Origin of the sequence: Stenotrophomonas sp. GZD-301 (assembly GCF_049310345.1) — a bacterium.
In the GTDB taxonomy this organism is placed as follows: Bacteria; Pseudomonadota; Gammaproteobacteria; order Xanthomonadales; family Xanthomonadaceae; genus Stenotrophomonas.
On record NZ_JBMOWY010000023.1, the window covers coordinates 1 to 21,845 of the forward strand.

The 21,845-nt window shown below is 67.9% G+C and carries 21 protein-coding genes and 2 tRNA genes; 13 read left to right on the top strand and 10 right to left on the bottom strand.

Annotated features, from left to right (window positions below; all coding sequences use genetic code 11):
* Positions 1-161 precede the first annotated feature (161 nt).
* From ACO6VK_RS06010 to yidD, 3 genes are read right to left on the bottom strand one after another with little or no spacing between them, the layout of a single operon-like run.
* Positions 162-1,007 carry a M23 family metallopeptidase gene (locus ACO6VK_RS06010; RefSeq protein WP_422506003.1) on the bottom strand — a complete coding sequence of 282 codons (846 nt, stop codon included), beginning with the start codon at positions 1,005-1,007 and terminating at the stop codon, positions 162-164.
* The gene (locus ACO6VK_RS06015; RefSeq protein ID WP_422506004.1) at positions 1,007-2,353 is read right to left on the bottom strand and encodes a dihydroorotase; all 1,347 of its coding nucleotides are present in this window, start codon (positions 2,351-2,353) and stop codon (positions 1,007-1,009) included. Before ACO6VK_RS06015 ends, ACO6VK_RS06010 begins: the two co-directional genes overlap by 1 nt.
* Before the next feature lies 1 nt (position 2,354).
* Positions 2,355-2,609, bottom strand: a complete 255-nt coding sequence (yidD, locus tag ACO6VK_RS06020) for a membrane protein insertion efficiency factor YidD (protein ID WP_411851558.1) — start codon at positions 2,607-2,609, stop codon at positions 2,355-2,357.
* A 272-nt stretch (positions 2,610-2,881) separates the two neighbouring features.
* On the opposite strand from yidD, the gene dksA reads away from it, so the two are divergent.
* Positions 2,882-4,132, top strand: a complete 1,251-nt coding sequence (dksA, locus tag ACO6VK_RS06025; RefSeq protein ID WP_422506005.1) for an RNA polymerase-binding protein DksA — start codon at positions 2,882-2,884, stop codon at positions 4,130-4,132.
* Between the two features lie 405 nt (positions 4,133-4,537).
* On the opposite strand, the gene ACO6VK_RS06030 is transcribed toward dksA, so the two are convergent.
* The 3 genes from ACO6VK_RS06030 to cysS form a co-directional block, all read right to left on the bottom strand.
* Complete coding sequence (locus ACO6VK_RS06030; RefSeq protein WP_422506006.1) at positions 4,538-5,791, bottom strand: MFS transporter; 1,254 nt, start codon at positions 5,789-5,791, stop codon at positions 4,538-4,540.
* Positions 5,788-6,237 carry a SufE family protein gene (locus tag ACO6VK_RS06035; protein ID WP_422506007.1) on the bottom strand — a complete coding sequence of 150 codons (450 nt, stop codon included), beginning with the start codon at positions 6,235-6,237 and terminating at the stop codon, positions 5,788-5,790. Before ACO6VK_RS06035 ends, ACO6VK_RS06030 begins: the two co-directional genes overlap by 4 nt.
* 118 nt (positions 6,238-6,355) lie before the next feature.
* Entirely contained in the window at positions 6,356-7,771 is a 1,416-nt protein-coding gene (gene cysS, locus ACO6VK_RS06040) for a cysteine--tRNA ligase (protein ID WP_422506008.1), read from the bottom strand.
* Positions 7,772-7,993: 222 nt separating this feature from the next.
* Between cysS and ACO6VK_RS06045 the strand changes: the two genes are divergently transcribed.
* The 12 genes from ACO6VK_RS06045 to ACO6VK_RS06100 all read left to right on the top strand — a co-directional run bounded on the left by ACO6VK_RS06045 (position 7,994) and on the right by ACO6VK_RS06100 (position 19,810).
* Positions 7,994-8,551 carry a hypothetical protein gene (locus ACO6VK_RS06045; protein ID WP_422506009.1) on the top strand — a complete coding sequence of 186 codons (558 nt, stop codon included), beginning with the start codon at positions 7,994-7,996 and terminating at the stop codon, positions 8,549-8,551.
* Between the two features lie 319 nt (positions 8,552-8,870).
* Complete coding sequence (locus ACO6VK_RS06050; RefSeq protein ID WP_422506010.1) at positions 8,871-9,881, top strand: N-acetylornithine carbamoyltransferase; 1,011 nt, start codon at positions 8,871-8,873, stop codon at positions 9,879-9,881.
* A gap of 121 nt (positions 9,882-10,002) precedes the next feature.
* Entirely contained in the window at positions 10,003-11,196 is a 1,194-nt protein-coding gene (locus ACO6VK_RS06055) for an argininosuccinate synthase (RefSeq protein WP_422506011.1), read from the top strand.
* A 63-nt stretch (positions 11,197-11,259) separates the two neighbouring features.
* Positions 11,260-11,709, top strand: coding sequence for a GNAT family N-acetyltransferase (locus tag ACO6VK_RS06060; RefSeq protein WP_422506012.1), 450 nt, complete (start codon positions 11,260-11,262; stop codon positions 11,707-11,709).
* Positions 11,710-11,715: 6 nt separating this feature from the next.
* Complete coding sequence (locus ACO6VK_RS06065) at positions 11,716-12,804, top strand: acetylornithine deacetylase (RefSeq protein WP_422506013.1); 1,089 nt, start codon at positions 11,716-11,718, stop codon at positions 12,802-12,804.
* A 73-nt stretch (positions 12,805-12,877) separates the two neighbouring features.
* Entirely contained in the window at positions 12,878-14,203 is a 1,326-nt protein-coding gene (locus ACO6VK_RS06070; RefSeq protein ID WP_422506014.1) for an acetylglutamate kinase, read from the top strand.
* A 4-nt stretch (positions 14,204-14,207) separates the two neighbouring features.
* On the top strand, positions 14,208-14,807 hold the full coding sequence (locus ACO6VK_RS06075; protein WP_422506015.1) for a GNAT family N-acetyltransferase: 600 nt from the start codon (positions 14,208-14,210) through the stop codon (positions 14,805-14,807).
* On the top strand, positions 14,804-15,760 hold the full coding sequence (gene argC / locus ACO6VK_RS06080) for an N-acetyl-gamma-glutamyl-phosphate reductase (protein WP_422506016.1): 957 nt from the start codon (positions 14,804-14,806) through the stop codon (positions 15,758-15,760). The genes ACO6VK_RS06075 and argC overlap by 4 nt, the downstream gene beginning before the upstream one ends.
* Before the next feature lie 12 nt (positions 15,761-15,772).
* A complete protein-coding gene (gene argH / locus ACO6VK_RS06085; protein WP_422506017.1) occupies positions 15,773-17,068 on the top strand; it encodes an argininosuccinate lyase in 1,296 nt (431 codons plus the stop codon).
* Positions 17,069-17,113: 45 nt separating this feature from the next.
* Positions 17,114-17,374, top strand: coding sequence for a YciI family protein (locus ACO6VK_RS06090; protein WP_422506018.1), 261 nt, complete (start codon positions 17,114-17,116; stop codon positions 17,372-17,374).
* A gap of 13 nt (positions 17,375-17,387) precedes the next feature.
* The gene (gene proB / locus ACO6VK_RS06095) at positions 17,388-18,539 is read left to right on the top strand and encodes a glutamate 5-kinase (protein ID WP_422506019.1); all 1,152 of its coding nucleotides are present in this window, start codon (positions 17,388-17,390) and stop codon (positions 18,537-18,539) included.
* Positions 18,540-18,562: 23 nt separating this feature from the next.
* The gene (locus ACO6VK_RS06100; protein ID WP_422506020.1) at positions 18,563-19,810 is read left to right on the top strand and encodes a glutamate-5-semialdehyde dehydrogenase; all 1,248 of its coding nucleotides are present in this window, start codon (positions 18,563-18,565) and stop codon (positions 19,808-19,810) included.
* Positions 19,811-19,834: 24 nt separating this feature from the next.
* Here the strand turns inward: ACO6VK_RS06100 and ACO6VK_RS06105 are convergent, their stop codons facing one another.
* From ACO6VK_RS06105 to cydX, 4 genes are all read right to left on the bottom strand, one after another.
* The gene (locus tag ACO6VK_RS06105) at positions 19,835-21,046 is read right to left on the bottom strand and encodes a CynX/NimT family MFS transporter (RefSeq protein WP_411851541.1); all 1,212 of its coding nucleotides are present in this window, start codon (positions 21,044-21,046) and stop codon (positions 19,835-19,837) included.
* 343 nt (positions 21,047-21,389) lie between these two features.
* Positions 21,390-21,466, bottom strand: a tRNA-Pro gene (locus ACO6VK_RS06110).
* Between the two features lie 136 nt (positions 21,467-21,602).
* Positions 21,603-21,679: transfer RNA gene (locus ACO6VK_RS06115), tRNA-Pro, on the bottom strand.
* 48 nt (positions 21,680-21,727) lie between these two features.
* Positions 21,728-21,841, bottom strand: a complete 114-nt coding sequence (cydX, locus tag ACO6VK_RS06120; protein WP_019182852.1) for a cytochrome bd-I oxidase subunit CydX — start codon at positions 21,839-21,841, stop codon at positions 21,728-21,730.
* Between the last annotated feature and the right edge of the window lie 4 nt (positions 21,842-21,845).

The window sequence follows — 21,845 nt, forward strand, 5'->3', positions numbered from 1 at the left end:
TCCTGCCCCCCCCCTGCGCCGCCTTTCCTCTTTCCGTGCCCACACCCACAACCAGGCCTGGGCGCACGGGCGCGAACTCAAGGCAACGCCGCTGCGCACCCTGCTGCGCACCTGGTGGGCCGCCCGCGGGTAGGTACCGACCGTTGGTCGGTACGCCTTGCCTAGCGCCGCTCCAGCACCAGCAGCGGATCGATGCGGGTATCGAACCAGTTCATGCCCCAGTGCAGGTGCGGTCCGGTCGCGCGGCCGGTGGCGCCGACCGCCGCGATCACCTGGCCCTGTTCGACCCGGTCGCCGACCTTCACGTCGATGCGCGACAGGTGCAGGAAATTGGAACTCACCCCATAGCCGTGGTCCAGCAGCAGGGTGCCACCGGTCAGGTACAGGTCCGGCCCGGCGAACGTGACCACGCCGGCGGCAGGCGCCTTCACCGGGGTCCCCGTCGGCACCGCGATATCCATGCCCGAATGCCCGGCGCCGGGCTGGCCGTTGTAGACCCGTGCATTGCCGAAGCGGCCGCTGATGCGGCCCTGCACCGGCCAGATGAAGGCCTGGGCAAAATCGGCGCGGTCGTCGTCGCGAGCGCGGGCCGCAGTGACCTGGGCCTGCTCGCGCTTGATCCGCTCGGCGATCGCCGGCGGCGGATTGACCGTCTTGGGCGGCACGCCATTGACGCGCTCCACCGGCCAGTCACGCGGGGTCACCGCGATGCTGACCGTCTCGGTGGCACCGTCCGGGCGTCGCACCTGGACCTGCAGCGGGCCCTTCTCGTCGCGGCCGATGCCAAACACGACACTGCCATAGCCACTCACCCGCAGGGTGCGGCCGCCGTACTGCACACTGCTGCCGGCGGGCACCTTGCCGATCACCATCGCGCCCTGCGAGGCGCTGGCCGGGAACACCACGCGGGTGTCGGCCTGCGCCTGCGCGGCAACGGGCACCAGCGTGCCGCCCAGCGTCGCGCCGCCTGCCAGAAGCAGGCCCCAGCCCAACAGACGCGCCCGCATCAGCGGTCGAAGCTCATGCGCTGGCCATTCGGCGACCCCACCAGCGTCTCGCCGTCCCACGCCAGCTGGCCATTGACCCAGGTCGAGGCGATGCGCGAGCGGAAGGTCATGCCTTCGAACGGCGACCAGCCGCACTTGGACAGCACGTCCTCGCGCTTGACCGTGAACGGCACGTCTTCAACCAGCACCAGATCGGCGAAGTAGCCCTCGCGCAGGAAACCGCGCTGGCTCACGTCGAACAGCTGCGCCGGGGCGTGCGCGAACTTCTGCACCACCTGGGTGATCTCCAGCTTGCCTTCGTGCACCAGCTCCAGCGCGGCCACCAGCGCGTACTGCACCAGCGGCAGGCCGGACGGCGCCTGCGCGTACGGCTTCTGCTTCTCTTCCCAGGTGTGCGGGGCATGGTCGGTGGCCAGCACGTCGATCACGTCCTCGGCCACCGCGCGGGTCAGGGCCTCGCGGTCGCTGGCTTCCTTGATCGCCGGGTTGCACTTGATCAGGTTGCCCAGGCGCGCGTAATCGCTGCGGTCGAAACGCAGGAAGTGGATGCAGGTTTCGGCGGTGATCTGCTTGCGGCTGCCGTCGGCGCGGATCAGCGGGCCCTTCTCGAAGAGCTTCAGCTCATCGGCCGTGGAGATGTGCAGCACGTGCAGGCGGGTGCCGTGCTTCTTCGCCAGCGCCACCGCCAGCTCCGACGACTTCAGGCAGGCCTCGCGCGAGCGGATGTCCGGGTGCTGTTCGGCGCTCAGCGCGTCGCCGTACTTCTCGGCGTATTCCTTCGCCTTGGCGTCGATCATCGGCGTGTCTTCGCAGTGCGTGATGATCGGCGTGGGGGCGTACTTGAAGATCGCGTCCAGCGTTTCCGGGTTGTCGACCAGCATGTTGCCGGTGGAGGCGCCCATGAACACCTTGATGCCCGGCGACTTCTTCGGGTCCACCACCTTGATGTCGGCCAGGTTGTCGTTGCTGGCGCCCATGTAGAAGCCGTAGTTGGCGCGCGCGCGGCCGGCGGCAGCGTCGTATTTGGCCTGCAGGGCCTCCGCGTTGAGGGTCGGCGGGTTGGTGTTGGGCATGTCCATGAAGCTGGTCAGGCCACCGGCCACGGCTGCCGCCGATTCCGTCGCGATATCACCCTTGTGGGTCAGGCCCGGTTCGCGGAAATGCACCTGGTCATCGATCATGCCCGGCAGCAGCCAGCGCCCGGCGGCATCGACCACGGTTTCGCCCGGGCGCGCCTCCAGGCCGGTGCCGATCTGCGCGATGCGGCCGTTTTCGATGCGCAGGTCGCCGTCGGTGATGCGACCTTCGTTGACCAGGCGGGCGTTGACGATGAGCGTGGAGGACATTTCAGTGTTTTCCTGTGCAGCGGCAAGCGGCGTGCGGGGCGCGCGGCGGCACCTCGTCCACGCCACCGGGATGGAAGGGATGGCAGCGACCGAGCCGGCGTGCGGCGAGCCAGCTGCCGCGCGCGGGGCCATGCGTGGCGATGGCTTGCATGGCGTATTCAGAACAACTGGGCACGAAGCGGCAGCGCGGCCCCAGCAGGGGGCTGATGAAGCGCTTGTAGAAGCGCAGCAGGGCAATGAGCAGGCGCGAGATCACCCGCCCATCTTAGAGCAGTTGGCATGAAGGCCGCATTTGTCGCAGGATGGGGCGTTGGACCCGCTCGCGCCCACGCGCGTGGCGGGCCGCCCCGGTGGCATCACCGGGTCAGGTTCCGAACTGCGCGAGCCGGTCCGCCCAGCGGGCAGGCCGGCTTCACCCCTTGCGACTCCGGGGCTGAACGGAGTAGGCGGTGTGGTTGCTGCTGCTGGTCGGGTAGGCTATAAAGGCCCGCTTTCCCGGGCCCCGGGGAATCCAAGGAAGAGCGTTTCGTGGCTGCTAAAAAAACTGCAAAGAAGGCCGTCAAGGCCGCCAAGAAAACCGCCAAGCCTGTTGTAACGAAGTTGGCGGCCAAGTCCGTTGCCAAGAAGCCGGCCGCCAAGCCGGTCGGCAAGCCTGCATCCAAACAACCGGCGGCCAGGACGGCACCCGCGAAAAAATCGACCGCCAAGGCCCCGGCCAAGGCGATCAAGAAGACCGCCGCCAAGGCACCCGTGGTCAAGAAGGCAGCGGCGAAGAAGGCAGTGGTCACCAAGCCGGCGGCCAAGAAGGCTGTCGCCCGGAAGACCGCTGTTGCCAAGCCGGTCGCCAAGGCGCCAGTAAAGAAGACCGCCGCCAGCAAGACCGTGGCAAAGAAAACGGCGACGCCGGCGGCTGCCAAGCCGGCCGCCAAGCCTGCACCGGTGAAGAAGGTCGCGGCCAAACAGCCGCCGGCCAAGCCGGTGAAGGCCAGCAAGACCGCCAGCAAGCCCGTGGCAACCAAGCCGGCCGCCAAGCCGGCCGCAGCACCTGTAGTGAAGTCCGCACCGAAGCCGGCATCGCCGGCGCCGGCCAAGTCTGTCCCGGCCAAGTCCGCGGCCAAGCCCGTCACCCCTCCGGCGCCTGCGCCGGCGCCGGTAGCGGCAACGCCCGCCTCGAAAGCCCCGCAAAACAAGAATCCCGTGCCCGTTTCGAAATCGCCTGCAAAAACCCCCGCCAAGTCCGAGTCCGCCCCCAAGCCCGTGTCCCGTCCGGTCGGCAAGGTCGCCGTTGCCGTGGCAGCGCGTTCGGCCGCCCCGGCCCCGCGCACCAAGGTGAAGGTGGTGGAATACAAGACTGACGAAGCCACCGGTCGTCCGATCCTGCCCGACGGTTACAAGCCGAGCGCGGAAGAGGAATACATGAGCCCGCTGCAACTGGAGTATTTCCGCCAGCGCCTGCAGCACTGGCGCAATGATCTGGTCGAGGAATCCAAGCAGACCATCGCGAATCTGCAGGAAGAAGTGCGTGACATCGGCGATGAGGCCGAGCGCGCCACCCGCGAGACCGAGAACTCGCTGGAACTGCGTACCCGCGATCGGTACCGCAAGTTGATCGGCAAGATCAACAGCACCTTGAAGCGCCTGGAAGACGGTGACTACGGCTACTGCGTGGATACCGGCGAAGAGATCGGTCTGGACCGTCTCGAAGCGCGCCTGACCGCAGAGCGCACCATCGACGCCCAGGAGCGTTGGGAGCACCTGCAGAAGCAGCAGGGCGACTGATCTCCGATCGGTCGCGACGCAATCAAAAACCCGGCCTCGGCCGGGTTTTTTTTTGATCCGCGGAATGTCGGCGCCTCGGTGCACAGGCAGCCGACCAACGGTCGGCTCTACCCGGGGAGCTCGTGCCTTGCCGCTGTTTCCGACCGCCAGCGGATATCCATTAGCCATCGACTCGCGCCTTGCCGCTGTTTCCGACCGCCAGCGGATATCCATCTGAAGGACGGCGGGCAGCCTTGTCCGGGACCGTAGAAAACACGGATGTTTTCTACGAGCCCCCAGGGATGGGTTCACGGCGTGTCCCGGACAAGGCTGCCCGTCGTCCTTGCACGTCGCGCCAAGGCGTACCGACCAACGGTCGGTACCTGCCACCGCCGGCGGTCGACCGTCTCTGCGGGGCGCTTCCGGTCAGTGCAGGTCGCGCAGATTCAGGCGGCGCAGCGTCGGGTTCTTCCAGGCGGTGATGCCGGCCACGCTCAGCACTGCGAACCCGCCGAGCACCACCGCCGGCACCAGGCCGAGCAGCTTGGCCATCGTGCCCGCGTAGAACGCCCCCAGCTCGTTGGACGAACTGATGAAAATGCCGTTGATCGACGACACCCGCCCGCGCATTTCCTCCGGCGTGGCCAACTGCAGGATGGTCGAACGGATCACCACCGACACGCCGTCGAAGGCCCCGTAGAACAGCAGGATCACCGCCGACAGCCAGAAGCTGTGCGACAGCCCGAAGCCGATCACGCACAGACCGAACCCGGCCACCGCGAACAGCAGCACCCGGCCGGCGTTGCGCTGCAGCGGCCGGCGGGCCAGCCACAGGCCCACGCACACCGAGCCCAGTGCCGGCGCCGCGCGCAGAATGCCCAGGCCTTCCGGGCCGTGGTGCAGGATCTCGTGCAGGAACGCCGGCAGCATCGCCACCACGCCCCCGAGCAGCACCGAGAACATGTCCAGCGCCATCGCCCCGACCATGATCCGGTTGCCCAGCACGAAGCGGCCGCCCTCGGCGATGCTCTTGAAGATCGGCGCGGCCGGACCGGTGTGCACCGGCTCGGACACCCGCAGCACCGCCAGGCAGCCCACCGCGACCACCGCCACGCCCACGGCCACCCCGTAGGCCACGCCCTTGCCGCCCCAGGCCACCAGCAGCCCGCCCAGCGCCGGCCCGGCCACCATCCCGGCCTGGAACACCACCGCCCCCAGGCCCGCGCCGCGCGCGTACTGCTGGCGCTCAAGCACCCGCGCGAACAGCGCGTTGTAGATCGGCGACAGGAACGCACGCACCATCCCCGTCATCGCGATCGCCGCGTAAATCGGCCACACCCCGTGGAACGGCAGCCAGCCCTGCGCCACCGCCGTCAGCACCACCGCCGTCAGCACCAGCCCGGTGGCCGCCACCATGCCCAACCGGCGGCGCGGCAGGTGATCCACCAGATAGCCGGCGAACGGCGCCACGCAGAAGAAGGGCAGCACCTCGGCCAGCCCGACCAACCCCAGTGAGAACGGATTGCGGGTCACTTCATAGATGTGCCACCCGACCGTGACCGCCACGATCTGGTAGGACAGCATCGCGCAGATGCGATAGGCCAGCAGCAGCGAGAAGCCGGGGCGGGACAACAGGCTGAGCGCGCTGTCGCCTGTGTCGGACGGGGCGTCGGTACTCACGGCTGCGACGGCTGCGACTGCGCGGTATCGCGGATGAAGGCCAGCATCGCGGCCACACCGTTGCTGCGCGTCGGCGACAGATGGCGCGACAGACCGATGTCCTGGATGTAGGTCGGCTCGGTGGCCAGGATCTCCTCGGCCGACCGGCCCGAGTACACCCGCAGCGCCAGGTAGATCAGCCCGGACACGATCGCCGAATCGCTGATGGCGTGGAAGCGCAGCGACTGCGCATTGCCTTCCGGCACGATCCACACCATCGACTGGCACCCCAGCAGACGGTGCTGCTCGGTCTTCCAGTCGTCCGGGAAGGCCGGCAGCTTGCGGCCCAGGTCGATCAGATACTGATAGCGCTCGGACCAGTCGCCGAAGAAGGCGAACTCATCGGCGATGGCGGCCTGTGCGTCGGCGGCGGTGGGTTCGAGCGGGAACGGGGAAACGGTGGTCATGGGGGACTCCGGGCCGGTGTTCGCCTTCCGTGGTCGGGCCGTGATGGTTCGGGGGAAGCACCCGGCCATCCGTGGCCGGGACTGTATCGTGGCGCCCGACCGTCGGTCGGGCGAATGGTCAGCGCTTGCGCACCCAGCGCACGCCCTGCGCCGTGTCTTCCAGCGCGATGCCCTCGGCGGCCAGCGCGTCGCGGATCGCATCGGCGCGGGCGAAATCGCGTGCCTGCTTGGCTGCCGTGCGTGCATCGATCAGCGCCTGGATGCGCGCGCCTTCGTCGCTGTCGGTGGCCTGGCTGCCGAACCACGCCGACGGGGCCTGCTGCAGCAGCCCCAGTGCCTTGCCGGCGCCGAGCAGCTGGCTCTTCAGGTCGGCCAGTTCGGCCAGTTCGGCCCACGGGGCGCCCATGCGCGGATGGTCCGGGCCGCCGGCCGCGGCGTGGCGCACCTTCCTGGCCAGTTCCGACAGCAGCGCCAAGGCACGCGGCGTGTTGAGATCTTCGTCGAGCACCGCCTCGATCGCCTCGGGAATGCGCGCCGTGGCCTCTACCGCTTCCACCTCGCGCAGTGCGCCGTACAGGCCATCCAGCGTGCGTGCGGACTGCTCGATCAGCGCATCGGACCAGTCCAGCGGCTGCCGGTAATGGGCCGACAACAGGGCATAGCGCAGCGCTTCGGGCGCGTGCGCGCGCACCAGGTCGTGCACCCGCTCGATGTTGCCGATCGACTTGCTCATCTTGGCGCCGCCGAAGTTGAGCATGCCGTTGTGCAGCCAGAAGCGGGCGAAGGTCTGCCCGCCGTGGGCGCACTCGCTCTGCGCGATCTCGTTCTCGTGGTGCGGGAACTGCAGGTCCACGCCGCCGGCGTGGATGTCGATGGTCGGGCCCAGGTGCGCGGCGGCCATCGCCGAGCACTCGATGTGCCAGCCGGGGCGGCCGCGGCCCCAGGGCGATGCCCAGCCGGGCAGGTCCTCGGAGGACGGCTTCCACAGCACGAAGTCGCCCGGGTCGCGCTTGTATGGGGCCACGTCCACGCGGGCACCGGCAAGCATCTCGTCCGGGTCACGGCGCGACAGCTTGCCGTAATCGGCATAGGTGCCCACGGCGAACAGCACATGGCCTTCGGCAGCGTAGGCATGGCCGGCGGCGATCAGCTGCTCGATCATCTCGATGATCTGCGGGATGTGCGCGGTGGCTTCCGGTTCGATATCCGGCGGAACCACGCCAAGCGCGGCCATGTCCTCGCGGTACGCGGCGGCGAAGCGGTCGGTGATTGCCGAAATCGGCACATTCTGTTCACGCGCGGCCGTGTTGATCTTGTCGTCCACGTCGGTGATGTTGCGGGCGTAGCGCAGGGCGCCGAAGCGGCGCCGCAGCAGATCGGCCAGCACCCCGAACACCACCGGGCCACGGGCGTTGCCGATGTGGACATAGTTGTAGACCGTGGGGCCGCAGACATACAGGGTCGGACAGGCCGGATCGAGCGGTTGGAACGTTTCGAGCTGGCGTGTCAGGTTGTTGTGCAGTCGCAGGGTCATGGTGGCCGTGGTGGGGGATGGATGGGGGCAAGCGGTCGATTTTAGAGCACAACGGCGCCCAGCGCCGGGCCCTCCGGCGGGCCCGCCGGGCCGTCACGACACCCCGGGCCGGTGGGGGCGGGGCGGGCTGCCTATGGGCAGAAACGTTACGGAAGGGTAATGTTCAGCCCCTTGTGCCTGGCACTGCCTAAACTATCCCCCTTGTCCTCTTACCTGTTGCCAATGAAATCCGCTTCGTTGTTGACGCTGGCCTGTCTGCTCGCAAGTGCCGCCTTCGGGGTGCGCGCCCAGGACGGTGAGGCCCGCAACCGGGTGGTGATCGTCGAGAACGTCAAGTTCGACTATGCGCAGGTGCTCAACGTCGAGCCTGTGTTCCAGACCCTGCGGGCCACCCGCACGGAAGAACACTGCGAGCCGGTGTCCACCCGGACCCTGGCCCCGGTCAACGTGACCGGCGAAGAGCCGCAGGAAGACAAGGGCCGCTTCGGCCGGTTCATGGATTCGGTGCGCTCGATCTTCCGCCGTGAAGACGGCAGCGAGGAGGAGATGCCCGTGGTCGAGGCGCCGCCGGCCAACAACGGCCCGCTGCTGACCCGCGACTGCCGGATCATCCCGGTCGGCCGCGAGTTCCGCCGGCCCATCGCCTATGACGTGGATTACGTCTACAAGGGCACCAAGTACCGCTCCCGTCTGCCCGACGATCCCGGCAACCGCCTGAAGATCCGCGTGTCCATCACCCCCTGGGTGGCGGCCGAGCAGGGCGGCCCGGCCAATCCGTGACGGGCCGGCACGCCCGTTGCGTCAGTACTCTGACCTGAATGTTCCATTCAGGCCTTGCACCCGCCCCGGGTGCATGCAAAGATGGGCGGCCATGAAACTCACCGACTTCCAGCACGACACCAGCGCCGCCCGTATGGCTACGGGCATGACGTCGCGTGCCCGCCGACCGGAACCCCACATTTTCGCTGGGTAACCGGAGCTTCGTGCTGTCTGTTCGGAAAACCCAGCCCCCGTGCTGGGTTTTTTCGTTTCTACGATTTGAAAAGTTTCATCTGTACGTTTTTCCGACCCCCTGAATCCCGCCGCAAAGGATCGATCGATGTCCCTGAAGCACTTCCTGAACACCCAGGACTGGAGCCGCACCGACCTGGATGCCCTGCTGACCCAGGCCGCGCTGTTCAAGCGCAACAAGCTGGGCGACGAGCTCAAGGGCAAGTCGATTGCCCTGGTGTTCTTCAATCCGTCCATGCGCACCCGCACCAGCTTCGAGCTGGGCGCCTTCCAGCTGGGCGGTCACGCGATCGTGCTGCAGCCGGGCAAGGATGCATGGCCGATCGAGTTCAACCTCGGCTCGGTGATGGATGGCGACACTGAAGAGCACATCGCCGAAGTGGCCAAGGTGCTGGGCCGCTACGTCGACCTGATCGGCGTGCGCGCGTTCCCGAAGTTCATCGACTGGAGCAAGGACCGCGAGGACGAAGTGCTCAGGAGCTTCGCCAAGTACTCGCCGGTGCCGGTGATCAACATGGAGACCATCACCCACCCGTGCCAGGAGCTGGCCCACGTGATGGCGCTGCAGGAACATTTCGGCACCCAGGACCTGCGCGGCAAGAAGTTCGTGCTGACCTGGACCTACCACCCCAAGCCGCTCAACACCGCGGTGGCCAACTCCGCGCTGACCATCGCCACCCGCATGGGCATGGACGTGACCCTGCTGTGCCCGACCCCGGATTACATCCTGGACGAGCGCTACATGGGCTGGGCCGAGCAGAACGTGGCCGAGAGCGGCGGTTCGCTGCAGGTCAGCCATGACATCGCCAGCGCCTATACCGGTGCCGACGTGGTCTACGCCAAGAGCTGGGGCGCGCTGCCGTTCTTCGGCAACTGGGAACCGGAAAAGCCGATCCGCGACCAGTACAAGCACTTCATCGTCGACGAAGCCAAGATGGCCCTGACCAACAACGGCGTGTTCAGCCACTGCCTGCCGCTGCGCCGCAACGTCAAGGCCACCGACGCGGTGATGGACTCGGCGCAGTGCATCGCCATCAACGAGGCCGAGAACCGCCTGCACGTACAGAAGGCGATCATGTCGGCCCTGATCGGCCGATAACGCCATCCACGGGTAGAGCCGACCGTTGGCCGGCTGCTCCTCGACCCGTGCACTGAACAATTCAGCCGACCAACGGTCGGCTCTACACCGAATCTCTATCCCTCTATTGGACCTGACCCCCATGAGCAACAAAGACATCGTCCTGGCCTTCTCCGGCGGACTCGACACCAGCTTCTGCGTGCCCTACCTGCAGGAGCGCGGCTACAACGTGCACACCGTGTTCGCCGACACCGGCGGCGTGGATGACGAAGAGCGCGATTTCATCGAGAAGCGCGCCGCCGAGCTGGGGGTCACCAGCCACGTCACCGTCGATGGCGGCCCGGCCATCTGGAACGGCTTCGTCAAGCCGTTCGTCTGGGCCGGCGAAGGCTACCAGGGCCAGTACCCGCTGCTGGTGTCCGACCGTTACCTGATCGTGGACGCCGCGCTCAAGCGCGCCGCCGAACTGGGCACCAACATCATTGCCCACGGCTGCACCGGCATGGGCAATGACCAGGTCCGCTTCGACCTGGCCGTGAAGGCGCTGGGCGACTACCAGATCGTCGCGCCGATTCGCGAGATCCAGAAGGAACACACCCAGACCCGCGCCTACGAGCAGAAGTACCTGGAAGAGCGCGGTTTCGGCGTGCGTGCCAAGCAGCAGGCGTACACCATCAACGAGAACCTGCTCGGCCTGACCATGTCCGGTGGCGAGATCGATCGTTGGGAAGCCCCGGGCGAGGGCGCCCGCGGTTGGTGCGCACCGCGCAGCGAGTGGCCGGCCGACGCGCTGACCGTGACGCTGAAGTTCGTCGAAGGTGAGGCTGTCGCCCTGGACGGCGAGGCAATGGCGGGCGAGCAGATCCTGGCCAAGCTCAACAAGCTGTTCGCCCCGTATGGCGTGGGCCGTGGTGTCTACACCGGCGACACCGTGATCGGCCTGAAGGGCCGCATCGTGTTCGAGGCCCCGGGCCTGGTCTCGCTGCTGGCCGCGCACCGCGCGCTGGAAGATGCCGTGCTGACCAAGCAGCAGAACCGCTTCAAGCCGGACGTGGCGCGCAAGTGGGTGGAGCTGGTGTACGAAGGCTTCTACCACGACCCGCTGAAGACCGACATCGAAGCCTTCCTGAAGTCCTCGCAGGGCAAGGTCAACGGTGAAGTGGTGCTGGAAACCCGTGGTGGCCGCGTCGATGCGGTGGCCGTGCGTTCGCCGCACCTGCTCAACACCAAGGGCGCCACGTACGCCCAGTCCGCCGACTGGGGCGTGGAAGAGGCGGAAGGCTTCATCAAGCTGTTCGGCATGAGCTCCACGCTGTACGCGCAGGTGAACCGCTGATCGATTGATCGACGTGTCCGGCGGGTGCGCGCCATCCGCCGGGCGTTGAACCGGACCGAGACCATGAACCTGCACGTCTGCACCGATAAACAGCGGCTCGATGTCGCGCTGATTCACCAGTATCTGTCGACCCAGGCGTATTGGAGCGAAGGGATTCCACTGGAAACGGTGCAGCGGGCGATCGACGGCTCGTTGTGCGTCGGCGGCTATCTGGACGATGGCAGTCAGGTGGCCTTTGCCCGGGTGATCACCGACGGTGCGACCTTCGGCTACCTGGCCGATGTGTTCGTGTTGCCCGACCACCGTGGACGCGGCTACAGCACGGCGCTGATCGAGGCGCTGATGGCGCAGCCGGCGCTGCAGGGCCTGCGTCGTTTCATGCTCGCCACCCGCGACGCGCATGGCCTGTACGCGCGTTTCGGGTTCGCTGCTCCGGCGCGCCCGGAGCTGTTGATGGAAATAGCGCGACCCACGATCTACCAGGATGCGGCCGTTGCCGCAGTGAAGGACTGACCCCGCATGCTCGAGAACACCCTTACCCACCTGCAGGCCCTGGTTTCGTTCGACACGCGCAATCCGCCGCGTGCGATCACCACCGGCGGCATCTTCGACTATCTGCGCGCGAACCTGCCCGGGTTCACCGTGGAGGTGATCGATCATGGCGACGGCGCGGTCAGCCTGTATGCGGTGCGCGGTACGCCGAAGTACCTGTTCAACGTGCATCTGGATACCGTGCCCGATTCGCCGCACTGGACCGCCGACCCGCATGTCATGCGGCGTACCGGTGACCGGGTGATCGGCCTGGGCGTGTGCGACATCAAGGGCGCTGCGGCAGCCTTGGTGGCTGCGGCCAATGCCAGTGATGGCGATGCCGCATTCCTGTTCTCCAGCGACGAGGAGGCCAACGACCCGCGCTGCATCGCTGCGTTCCTGGCGCGGGGCATTCCGTATGAAGCGGTGCTCGTGGCCGAACCGACCATGAGCGAAGCGGTGCTGGCCCACCGTGGCATCAGCTCGGTGCTGATGCAGTTCAAGGGCCAGGCCGGTCATGCGTCGGGCAAGCAGGATGCGGCCGCCAGTGCGTTGCACCAGGCGATGCGCTGGGGCAACCGCGCGCTGGACCATGTGGATACCCTGGCGCATGCGCGTTTTGGCGGGCTGACTGGCCTGCGCTTCAACATCGGCCGTGTCGAAGGCGGGATCAAGGCCAATATGATCGCCCCGGCGGCCGAAGTGCGCTTCGGCTTCCGCCCGCTGCCGTCGATGGACATCGACGCGCTGCTGGCCACCTTCGCCGGTCTGGCCGAGCCGCAGGCCGCCGTGTTCACCGAAACCTTCCGCGGCCCCAGCTTCCCGGCCGGCGACATCGCCGAGGCGGAAAACCGCCGCCTGCTGGCGCGCGATGTGGCCGACGCGCTGGATATCCCGATTGGCAACGCGGTGGACTTCTGGACCGAAGCCTCGCTGTTCTCGGCAGCCGGCTACACCACCCTGGTATACGGCCCGGGCGATATCGCCCAGGCCCATACCGCCGACGAGTTCGTCACGCTGGAGCAGCTGCAGCGTTATGCCGAGTCCGTACAGCGCATCATTGCGCACGGCGCCTGATTCCATGATGCCGTCGTGGCCTGCCACTGACGGACCCCCCATCGCGGCCGCGGCCGCCTGTGACGATACCGAAATGCCTTCTTCCCAGCCCCACCGCCAGACCCGCCAGACCATCGTGCGCCTGCTCTCGAGCATGGCCAGCGCGAAGGAAATCAGCCAGTACCTCAAGCGTTTTTCGCAGCTGGACGCCAAACGCTTTGCCGTGGTCAAGGTCGGCGGCGCGGTCCTGCGCGATGACCTGGAGGCGCTGACATCCTCGCTGTCGTTCCTGCAGGAAGTCGGGCTGACCCCGATCGTGCTGCACGGCGCCGGCCCGCAGCTGGATGCCGAGCTGTCGGCCGCCGGTATCGTCAAGGAAACGGTCAACGGCCTGCGCGTGACCTCGCCGGAAGGCCTGGCGATCGTGCGCCGGGTGTTCCAGGCGTCCAACCTGCAGCTGGTCGAAGCGCTGCAGCAGAACGGCGCGCGCGCGACCTCGATCACCGGTGGCGTGTTCGAGGCCGAGTACCTGGACCAGGCCACCTACGGCTTGGTCGGCGAAGTGAAAAAGGTCAACCTGGCACCGATCGAGGCGAGCCTGCGCGCCGGCTCGATCCCGGTGATCACCAGCCTGGGTGAAACCCGCTGCGGCCAGATCCTCAACGTCAACGCCGACTTCGCCGCCAACGAGCTGGTGCAGGAGCTGCAGCCGTACAAGATCATCTTCCTGACCGGCACCGGCGGCCTGCTGGATGAAGAGGGCAGGGTGATCGACTCGATCAACCTGTCCACCGAGTACGACCAGCTGATGCAGCAGCCGTGGATCCACGGCGGCATGCGGGTGAAGATCGAACAGATCAAGGACCTGCTGGACCGCCTGCCGCTGGAGTCGTCGGTGTCCATCACCCGCCCGTCGGACCTGGCCAAGGAGCTGTTCACCCACAAGGGCTCGGGCACGCTGGTGCGCAAGGGCGAGAAGGTGCTGCGCGCCACCGCCTGGAGCGAGCTGGACCTGCCGCGGCTGAAGGGCCTGATCGAATCCAGCTTCGGCCGCACCCTGGTGCCGGACTACTTCGACAAGACCCGCCTGCTGCGCGCGTACGTCAGCGAGAACTACCGCGCTGCGGTGATCCTCACCGACGAGGCCGAAGGCGTGTACCTGGACAAGTTCGCGGTGCTCGACGATGCCCAGGGCGAAGGCCTGGGGCGCGCGGTGTGGAACGTGATGCTGGATGAAACCCCGCAGCTGTTCTGGCGCTCGCGCCACGGCAACCCGATCAACCACTTCTACTACGCCGAATCCGACGGCTGCTACAAGCAGGGCGCCTGGAAGGTGTTCTGGTTCGGCGCCGACGGCTTCGAGCGCATCAAGACCTACGTCGATCATTGCGCGGTGCGTACACCGAGCCTGGAGGGCTGAACCGATGAATCACGCCGATTGGACCCGCGTTCCCACCCTGGCCGGCACGCATGCGCGGCTGGAGCCGCTGCAGATGGCCCACATCGATGGCCTGCGCGGCGCGCTCGGCGACGGCACCCTGTCGCAGCTCTGGTACACCCAGGTGCCGTCGGCCAGGACCATGACCGGCTACGTCCAGGCCGCGCTGCAGGCGCAGGCCGAGGGCAAGGTGCTGCCGTTCGTGGTGTTCAATGCCGACGACGAGATCGTCGGCACCACCCGCTACTACGACATGGAAGAAGCGGTGCCGCGGCTCAGCATCGGCTACACCTGGTATGGGCAGGCCGCGCAGCGCACGGGGGTCAACACCGAGGCCAAGCTGATGCTGCTCACCCACGCCTTCGAGCGGCTGCAGTGCCTGAGCGTGGTGTTTGAAACCAGCTGGTTCAACTTCGCCTCGCGCACCGCCATCGCGCGTCTGGGCGCCAAGCAGGACGGCGTGCTGCGCAACCACAAGCGCCACCCCGACGGCACCCCGCGCGACACCGTCATCTTCTCCATCATCGACGCGGAATGGCAGGGCGTGAAGCGCCATCTGCAGCACCGCCTGGACGCACACGCATGAGCACCTCCACCCCCTTCACTGTCGGCATCGTCGGCGCCCGTGGCCACACCGGCGCCGAGCTGATCACGCTGATCGCCGCGCACCCGAACCTGCAGCTGGGCTTTGTGTCCTCGCGCGAGCTGGCCGGACAGCCGGTTCCCGACCTGGCGCAGCAGGACGGCGCGCCGCTCCTGTATGAAAACCTGGACGCCGACGCGGTCGCCGCCAAGGGCATGGACGCGGTGATCCTGGCGCTGCCCAACGGCCTGTCCGCGCCGTTCGTGGCCGCCCTCGACGCGGCGCGCCCGGACACGGTGATCGTGGACCTGTCGGCCGATTACCGCTTCAACGAGCACTGGTACTACGGCCTGCCCGAACTCACCCGGGGCGACTACCTGGGCCAGAAGCGCATCAGCAACCCCGGGTGCTACGCCACCGCGATGCAGCTGGCGATCAGCCCGCTGCTCAAGCACCTGGCGGGCCCCCCGCAGTGCTTCGGTGTCTCGGGTTACTCCGGCGCCGGCACCACGCCGTCGGACAAGAACAACCCGGCGCTGCTGCAGGACAACCTGATGCCGTACGCGCTTACCAACCACATCCACGAGCGCGAAGTCTCCGCGCACCTGCGTGTGCCGGTGGAGTTCATGCCGCACGTGGCGCCGCATTTCCGTGGCATCACCATGACCGTCAACCTGTGGCTGGACCGCATCCACACCCGCGAGGAGGTGGTGGCCGCCTACCAGGCCTACTACGCCAACGAGCCGCTGATCGAGGTGATCGACGAAGCGCCGTGGGTGAGCCGCATTGCCGGCCGGCATGGCGTGCAGATCGGTGGCTTCGACGTCGCCCCCGGCGGCAAGCGCGTGGTGGTGGTGGCGACCCTGGACAACCTGCTCAAGGGCGCGGCCACCCAGGCCATGCAGAACCTCAACCTGGCGCTTGGCCTGGACGAACTCAGCGCAATTCCGCATTGATTGGAGCAACACATGGCAGACCTTCTGTGGCAGAAGCCCGGCGTGGCGGTAGACGCCAGGATCCAGACCTTCCTGGCCGGCGACGACGTGATCCTGGATCGCGAGTTCTTCCTCTACGACGTGGCCGCGAGCAAGGCGCACGCCCAGGGCCTGGAGAACATCGGCATCCTGTCTGCCGATGAGCGCACCGGCCTGCAGCGCGAACTGGACGTGCTGGCCGAGGATTTCCGCAGCGGCGCCTTCGTGCTCGACGAGCGCTTCGAGGACTGCCACTCGGCGATCGAAGCACGCCTGACCGAGCGCCTCGGCGATGCCGGCCGCAAGATCCATACCGGGCGCAGCCGCAACGACCAGATCCTGGTTGCCACGCGCCTGTGGTTGAAGGACAAGCTGCTGCACGTGGCGGCGGTGAGCCGCGAAGTGGCCAAGGTCGCGCTGGACCGCGCCGAGGCCGAGAAGGACCTGCCGGTGCCGGGTTACACCCACATCCAGCGCGCCGTGGTGTCCTCGGCGGGCATGTGGTGGGCCGGCTGGGCCGAAGCCTTCATCGACAACGCGATCCGCGCCCACGACACGTTCGCCCTGATCGACGCCAATCCGCTGGGCACCGCCGCCGGCTACGGCGTCAACCTGCCGCTGGACCGCGCGCACACCACCGCCGCGCTCGGCTTCGCGCGCATGCAGGTGTCGCCGATCTACGCGCAGCTCTCGCGCGGCAAGTTCGAACTGGCCGCACTGGAAGCGCTCGGCGGGGCCACGCTGGACCTGCGCCGCATCGCGTGGGATCTGTCGCTGTTCACCAGCGGCGAGTTCGGTTTCGTCGCGCTGCCGGCGCAGTACACCACCGGCAGTTCGATCATGCCCAACAAGCGCAACCCGGACGTGATCGAACTGATGCGCGCCACCCACGCCAGCGTGGCCGCCGCGCGCACCGAGATCGAGCAGCTGCTCTCGCTGCCGTCCGGCTACCACCGCGATCTGCAGAGCAGCAAGGGCGCCATCTTCCACGGTTTCGGCCGTGGCCTGGCCGCGCTGGACCTGCTGCCGGCGCTGCTGGCCAACCTGGAGTGGCGCGAGGACAAGCTGCGCGCGGCGATCGACTCGGGCATGTACGCCACCGATGTCGCCGTCGAAGCCGCGGTTGCCGGCGTGCCGTTCCGCGAGGCCTACAAGGCGGCTGCGGCGGCGTCGGATACTGCCGGCCAGGGGCGCACGCCCGAAGGCAGCCTGGCCGCGCGCGTATCGCCCGGCGCGGCCGCCGACCTGCGGCTGGACGAACTGCGCGCCCGCTGGGCCGCACTGGTGTAATCACAACGGCGGCCGCGAGGCCGCCGTTTCTCATTGGAAACCCCCATGAACATCTGCTACCTGGTACTGGTCACCCGCACGCCCGCCTTCCGCGACGAGGTCGGGGCGGCGCACGTGCACTTCCTCGATACGCTGCGCGCCAACGACCAGCTGCTGCTCACCGGCGGCTTCACCGACAAGACCGGCGGTGCCTACGTGCTGCACAACATCGCTGACCGCGCCGCAGCCCAGGCGATTGTCGACGCCGACCCATTGATGGTGCAGGGCAGTGCCACCGCCACCGTCCACGAATGGTCGACCCGGTGAGGCAGACGACGCGATGACCTCGAGCAGCGTGCAATCACCGTTCCCCGAGCAGCCCGTGCCCGCGTGGAAGCGCGCGGTCCTCAAGGTCGGCAGCAGCCTGCTGGCCGCCGACGGTGGCGGCCTCTCGCCGCGCCATGCGCTGGGCCTGGCCCAGTTCGTGTCCGCCCATGTGCTGGCCGGGCGCGAAGTGGTGATCGTGTCGTCCGGCGCGGTCGCGGCCGGGCGCGCCATCGTGCCGCGCGCGCTGGAAGCCGGTGCGGCAATGGCCGCACGTCAGGCGCTGGCCGCGCTGGGCCAGGCGCAGTTGATCGGGCTGTGGCAGCGTTTCTTCGAGCGTCCGGTGGCGCAGGTGCTGCTCACCCATGACGACCTGCGCAACCGCCGCCGCTACCTCAATGCACGCGCCACCCTCAACGAACTGCTGCGGCTGGGCGCGCTGCCGGTGGTGAACGAGAACGACACCGTGTCGGTGGACGAGCTCAAGCTGGGCGACAACGACAATCTCGCCGCCACCGTGGCGGCGTTGATCGATGCCGATGTGCTGTTCATCGCCACCGACATCGACGGGCTGTACAGCGCCGATCCGCGCCGCGATCCGCAGGCGCAGCCGATCCACGACGTCCCCGAGCTGACCCCGCAGGTACTGGCGATGGCCGGCGGCGACGGCAGCCGTGGCGGCACTGGTGGCAGCGGGACAAACAGGGGAGGAATAGCACATACCGGCCGCGTCGGCATCGAGACCTGCCTGTTCAACGGCCGCAACAGCGACGTGGTGCGCGCGCTGGCGCAGGGCCGGCTGTTCGGCACGCGCATCCACGCCGGCCAGACCCGGGTTGCTGCGCGCAAATACTGGCTGCGCCATGCGCCGTTGGAACCGGGTGCGATCCTGATCGACGACGGCGCGGCCGCCGCGCTGCGCGATAAGGGCGCCTCGCTGCTGCCCGGGGGCGTGCTCGGTGCCGAGGGCGACTTCCGCCGCGGCGACATGGTGGAGGTACGCCTGCGCACCGACGCCGGTGAACTGTGCCTGGCGCGCGGGGTCAGCCAGTACTCGGCCAGCGATATCCGCCGCGTGGCCGGCCGCCATTCGCGCGACATCGAGGGCGTGCTCGGCTACAACTACGGTGGCAACGTGATCCACCGCGACGACCTGGTGCTGCTGTGATGCCTTCGACCGAGACCATCCCCATGACCGATATCCGAACCCTGGCCACGCAGTGCCGGGATGCCGCGCAGCACCTCGCGCAGTTGTCGTCTGCCGCCAAGGCGGCGTTGCTCGAGGCGATGGCGGCAGCGCTGGAAACCGACGCCGAGGCGATTCTGGCCGCCAATGCACGCGACCTCGCGGCGGCGACGGCGAAGGGCGTAGGCAGTGCGATGCTGGACCGTCTGGCGCTGGACCCGCGTCGGCTGGCCGGCATCGCCGCCGCGCTGCGTGAGGTGGCGGCCCTGCCGGACCCGGTTGGCGTGGTCACCCGCGACGACGTGCGCCCCAATGGCATCCGCGTGCAGAAGGTGCGCGTGCCGCTGGGGGTGATCGCGATGATCTACGAAGCACGCCCGAACGTCACCGCCGATGCGGCCGCGCTGTGCATCAAGGCGGGCAATGGCGTGATCCTGCGCGGCGGCTCCGAAGCGATCCACTCCAACACCGCCATCGCCGCCGCGCTCAAGCGCGCGCTGCGCGAGGCGGGGCTGCCCGACGCGGCCCTGACCCTGGTCGAGGACCTGCGCCGCGAGACCATGCTGGCGCTGCTGCAGCTCAACGACCTGGTGGACCTGGCGATCCCGCGCGGCGGCGAAGGGCTGATCCGCTTCGTGGCCGAACATGCGCGGGTGCCGGTGATCAAGCACTACAAGGGCGTCTGCCACCTGTACGTGGACCGTGCCGCCGATCTGCAGCGCGCGGTGGCGCTGTTGGTGGATGGCAAGTGCAGCCGGCCGTCGGCCTGCAATTCACTGGAAACGCTGCTGGTGCATGCCGATGTCGCCGGCGCGTTCCTGCCGTTGGCCGATGCTGCGCTGCGCGAGCGCGGTGTCGCGCTGCGTGCGGATGACCGTGCGCGTCAGTGGCTGGCCGATGCCGAACCGGCCACCGATGACGATTACGCCGCCGAGTACCTGGACCTGATCCTGGCCGTACGCGTGGTCGATGACCTCGACCAGGCGCTGGCGCATATCCAGCAGTACAGCTCGGACCATACCGAAGTGATCGCCACCGACGACACCGCCGCGGCCGAACGCTTCGTGCACGCGCTGCGCTCGGCGGTGGTGATGGTCAACGCCTCGTCGCGCTTCTCCGACGGCGGCGAACTCGGCCTGGGTGCGGAGATCGGTATTTCCACCACGCGCCTGCACGCCTACGGCCCGATGGGGCTGGAGGCGTTGACGGTCGAACGTTTCGTGGTGCGCGGCAACGGCCAGACGCGGGTATAGGGCGCGGTTACCGCGCCCGGTGCCTCACCACTGGTCTTCGAGCTTCTGCGGCTTGCAGGCAATCCACGAGGCCGTGAGCAGGACCAGCGCACACAGCGCCAGGAAGCCGAAGGGCAGGTGCCAGCCGCCGCTGACCGCATGCAGCCAGCCGAACAGGAACGGGCCGAGGCAGCTGAACGCGTAGCCGACGCCCTGCATGAACCCGGACAGCGCGGCCGAGCCGGCCGGCGTGCGGGTGCGCAGGTTGATCAGGGTCAGCGCCAGCGGGAAGGTGGAGGGGCCGATGCCCAGCAGCACCGCCCACAGCCAGGGTGCCTTCATCGGCGCGAACAGCAGCCCGGCAAAGGCGATCAGGAAGGCGGTGAAGCCGATCAGGACCAGCGGGAAGGGGTTGCGCAGGCGCACGGCCAGCGCCGGCATGGTCAGCGAGGGCAGCAGGCCGAGGGCGGCGAAGATGGCCACCATGATGCCGCCGAAACGCGGCGTGGCGCCGGCTTCCACCACGATGCGCGGCAGCCAGGTGAACATCGAGTAGGTCATCAGCGAGGTCATGCCGAACATCAGCGTCATGCCCCAGCCCAGCGGCGTCTTCCAGACCTTGCCGTGCGGCTGGGCGCCGGGGTCGTTGGCCGGCGCCAGCGGGTCCGGGTGCGGGCGGGTGCGGGCCAGCAGCAGCCAGGGCAGGGCGGCGGCCACCGCCAGCAGTGCCCAGATGCCCAGCGAGACGCGCCAGCCGGCCTGTTCGGCCAGGGGCACGGCGAGCAGCGCCGGCATCATGGTGCCGATCTGCAGCACGGTGATGTACAGCGTGCTGACGGTGCCGACGCGGTTGGCGAAGTAGCGCTTCACCAGCGGCGGCACCACCACGTTGCCGATGCCCATGCCGGCCAGTGCGACCACCGAACCGAACAGCAGGCTGCCCACGCCGCCGGCCATCGAGCGCAGCAGCAGGCCCACCGCGGCCAGCACCATTGCCAGCAGCGCGGTGCGCTCCAGGCCGATGCGGCGCGCCAGCATCGGCGTGGTGACGCCGAACAGCGCGAACGAGGCGGTCGGCAGCATGCCGAGCACGCCGGTCATGGTGGTGCCAAAGCCGAAGGTCTGGCCGAGCACGTCCAGCAGGGGCGTGACCGAGGTGACGGCGGTGCGCAGGTTCAGCGCAGCGAGCAGGATCGCGGTGAAGGCGAGCACGCGCCCGCGCAGCAGGGACGTGTCATGGGAAGGGGTATGGGGCATGGCGTGGATCTCTTGCAGGTGGCGCGATCACGGTGGGGGCCGGATGTGCGGAAACGCAGAATCCGGCGCGTCGCCGGATGCTGCGGGGATTCAATGGCAGGGATGGGGCGGAGCGCGCGCGCATCCCGAGGCCGGCATTGTACCTGCGCGGCCTCCTCCGGACGATTTCACGCCGGCGGTAGTGCCGGCCGCTGGCCGGCTGCTCTGGCGCCCGGCTCTCCCAAAGCCACCAGCGGATCATCGAAGGGCTGGCGGGGCTGGATGTGCGGGACTGAAGCAAACCATACGGACACAAAAAAGCCCGGAGGACTGTCGTCTTCCAGGCTTCAATGTGACCATCAACTGGTCGGGGAGACAGGATTCGAACCTGCGACCTCTACGTCCCGAACGTAGCGCTCTACCAGACTGAGCTACACCCCGTAAGGAGCCGCCTATTGTATCGATCCCACCCTTCGGCGGCAAGGGGGACCGTGAAACGCCTTCGGTGCCGTGTTGCAACGGCCCTTACAGAAAAGCCTGGAATGGATATTTCCAGGCTTCAATGCGACCACCGAAGTGGTCGGGGAGACAGGATTCGAACCTGCGACCTCTACGTCCCGAACGTAGCGCTCTACCAGACTGAGCTACACCCCGAAGGAGCCGACAAGGATACGGTGTGAAGACCGCGCCGGCAACCTTTTTTTAGCCTTCTTCGTGATCCGTACGACTCTGCTCGCGGGCTTCGAACCACATGCCGTTGAGAATGGCCACGACCGAAGCCAGCCCTGCACCAAGAATCCAAGCGAAGTACCACATTGTA

Coding starts and splice junctions, on each gene's coding strand:
- cydX (WP_019182852.1), bottom strand. CDS start 21,841: ATGTGGTACTTCGCTTGGATTCTTGGTGCAGGGCTGGCTTCGGTCGTG.
- ACO6VK_RS06065 (WP_422506013.1), top strand. CDS start 11,716: ATGCTCGAGAACACCCTTACCCACCTGCAGGCCCTGGTTTCGTTCGAC.
- ACO6VK_RS06050 (WP_422506010.1), top strand. CDS start 8,871: ATGTCCCTGAAGCACTTCCTGAACACCCAGGACTGGAGCCGCACCGAC.
- ACO6VK_RS06105 (WP_411851541.1), bottom strand. CDS start 21,046: ATGCCCCATACCCCTTCCCATGACACGTCCCTGCTGCGCGGGCGCGTG.
- argH (WP_422506017.1), top strand. CDS start 15,773: ATGGCAGACCTTCTGTGGCAGAAGCCCGGCGTGGCGGTAGACGCCAGG.
- ACO6VK_RS06015 (WP_422506004.1), bottom strand. CDS start 2,353: ATGTCCTCCACGCTCATCGTCAACGCCCGCCTGGTCAACGAAGGTCGC.
- argC (WP_422506016.1), top strand. CDS start 14,804: ATGAGCACCTCCACCCCCTTCACTGTCGGCATCGTCGGCGCCCGTGGC.
- ACO6VK_RS06075 (WP_422506015.1), top strand. CDS start 14,208: ATGAATCACGCCGATTGGACCCGCGTTCCCACCCTGGCCGGCACGCAT.
- ACO6VK_RS06055 (WP_422506011.1), top strand. CDS start 10,003: ATGAGCAACAAAGACATCGTCCTGGCCTTCTCCGGCGGACTCGACACC.
- proB (WP_422506019.1), top strand. CDS start 17,388: ATGACCTCGAGCAGCGTGCAATCACCGTTCCCCGAGCAGCCCGTGCCC.
- ACO6VK_RS06010 (WP_422506003.1), bottom strand. CDS start 1,007: ATGCGGGCGCGTCTGTTGGGCTGGGGCCTGCTTCTGGCAGGCGGCGCG.
- ACO6VK_RS06035 (WP_422506007.1), bottom strand. CDS start 6,237: ATGACCACCGTTTCCCCGTTCCCGCTCGAACCCACCGCCGCCGACGCA.
- ACO6VK_RS06045 (WP_422506009.1), top strand. CDS start 7,994: ATGAAATCCGCTTCGTTGTTGACGCTGGCCTGTCTGCTCGCAAGTGCC.
- ACO6VK_RS06060 (WP_422506012.1), top strand. CDS start 11,260: ATGAACCTGCACGTCTGCACCGATAAACAGCGGCTCGATGTCGCGCTG.
- cysS (WP_422506008.1), bottom strand. CDS start 7,771: ATGACCCTGCGACTGCACAACAACCTGACACGCCAGCTCGAAACGTTC.
- ACO6VK_RS06070 (WP_422506014.1), top strand. CDS start 12,878: ATGCCTTCTTCCCAGCCCCACCGCCAGACCCGCCAGACCATCGTGCGC.
- ACO6VK_RS06090 (WP_422506018.1), top strand. CDS start 17,114: ATGAACATCTGCTACCTGGTACTGGTCACCCGCACGCCCGCCTTCCGC.
- ACO6VK_RS06100 (WP_422506020.1), top strand. CDS start 18,563: ATGACCGATATCCGAACCCTGGCCACGCAGTGCCGGGATGCCGCGCAG.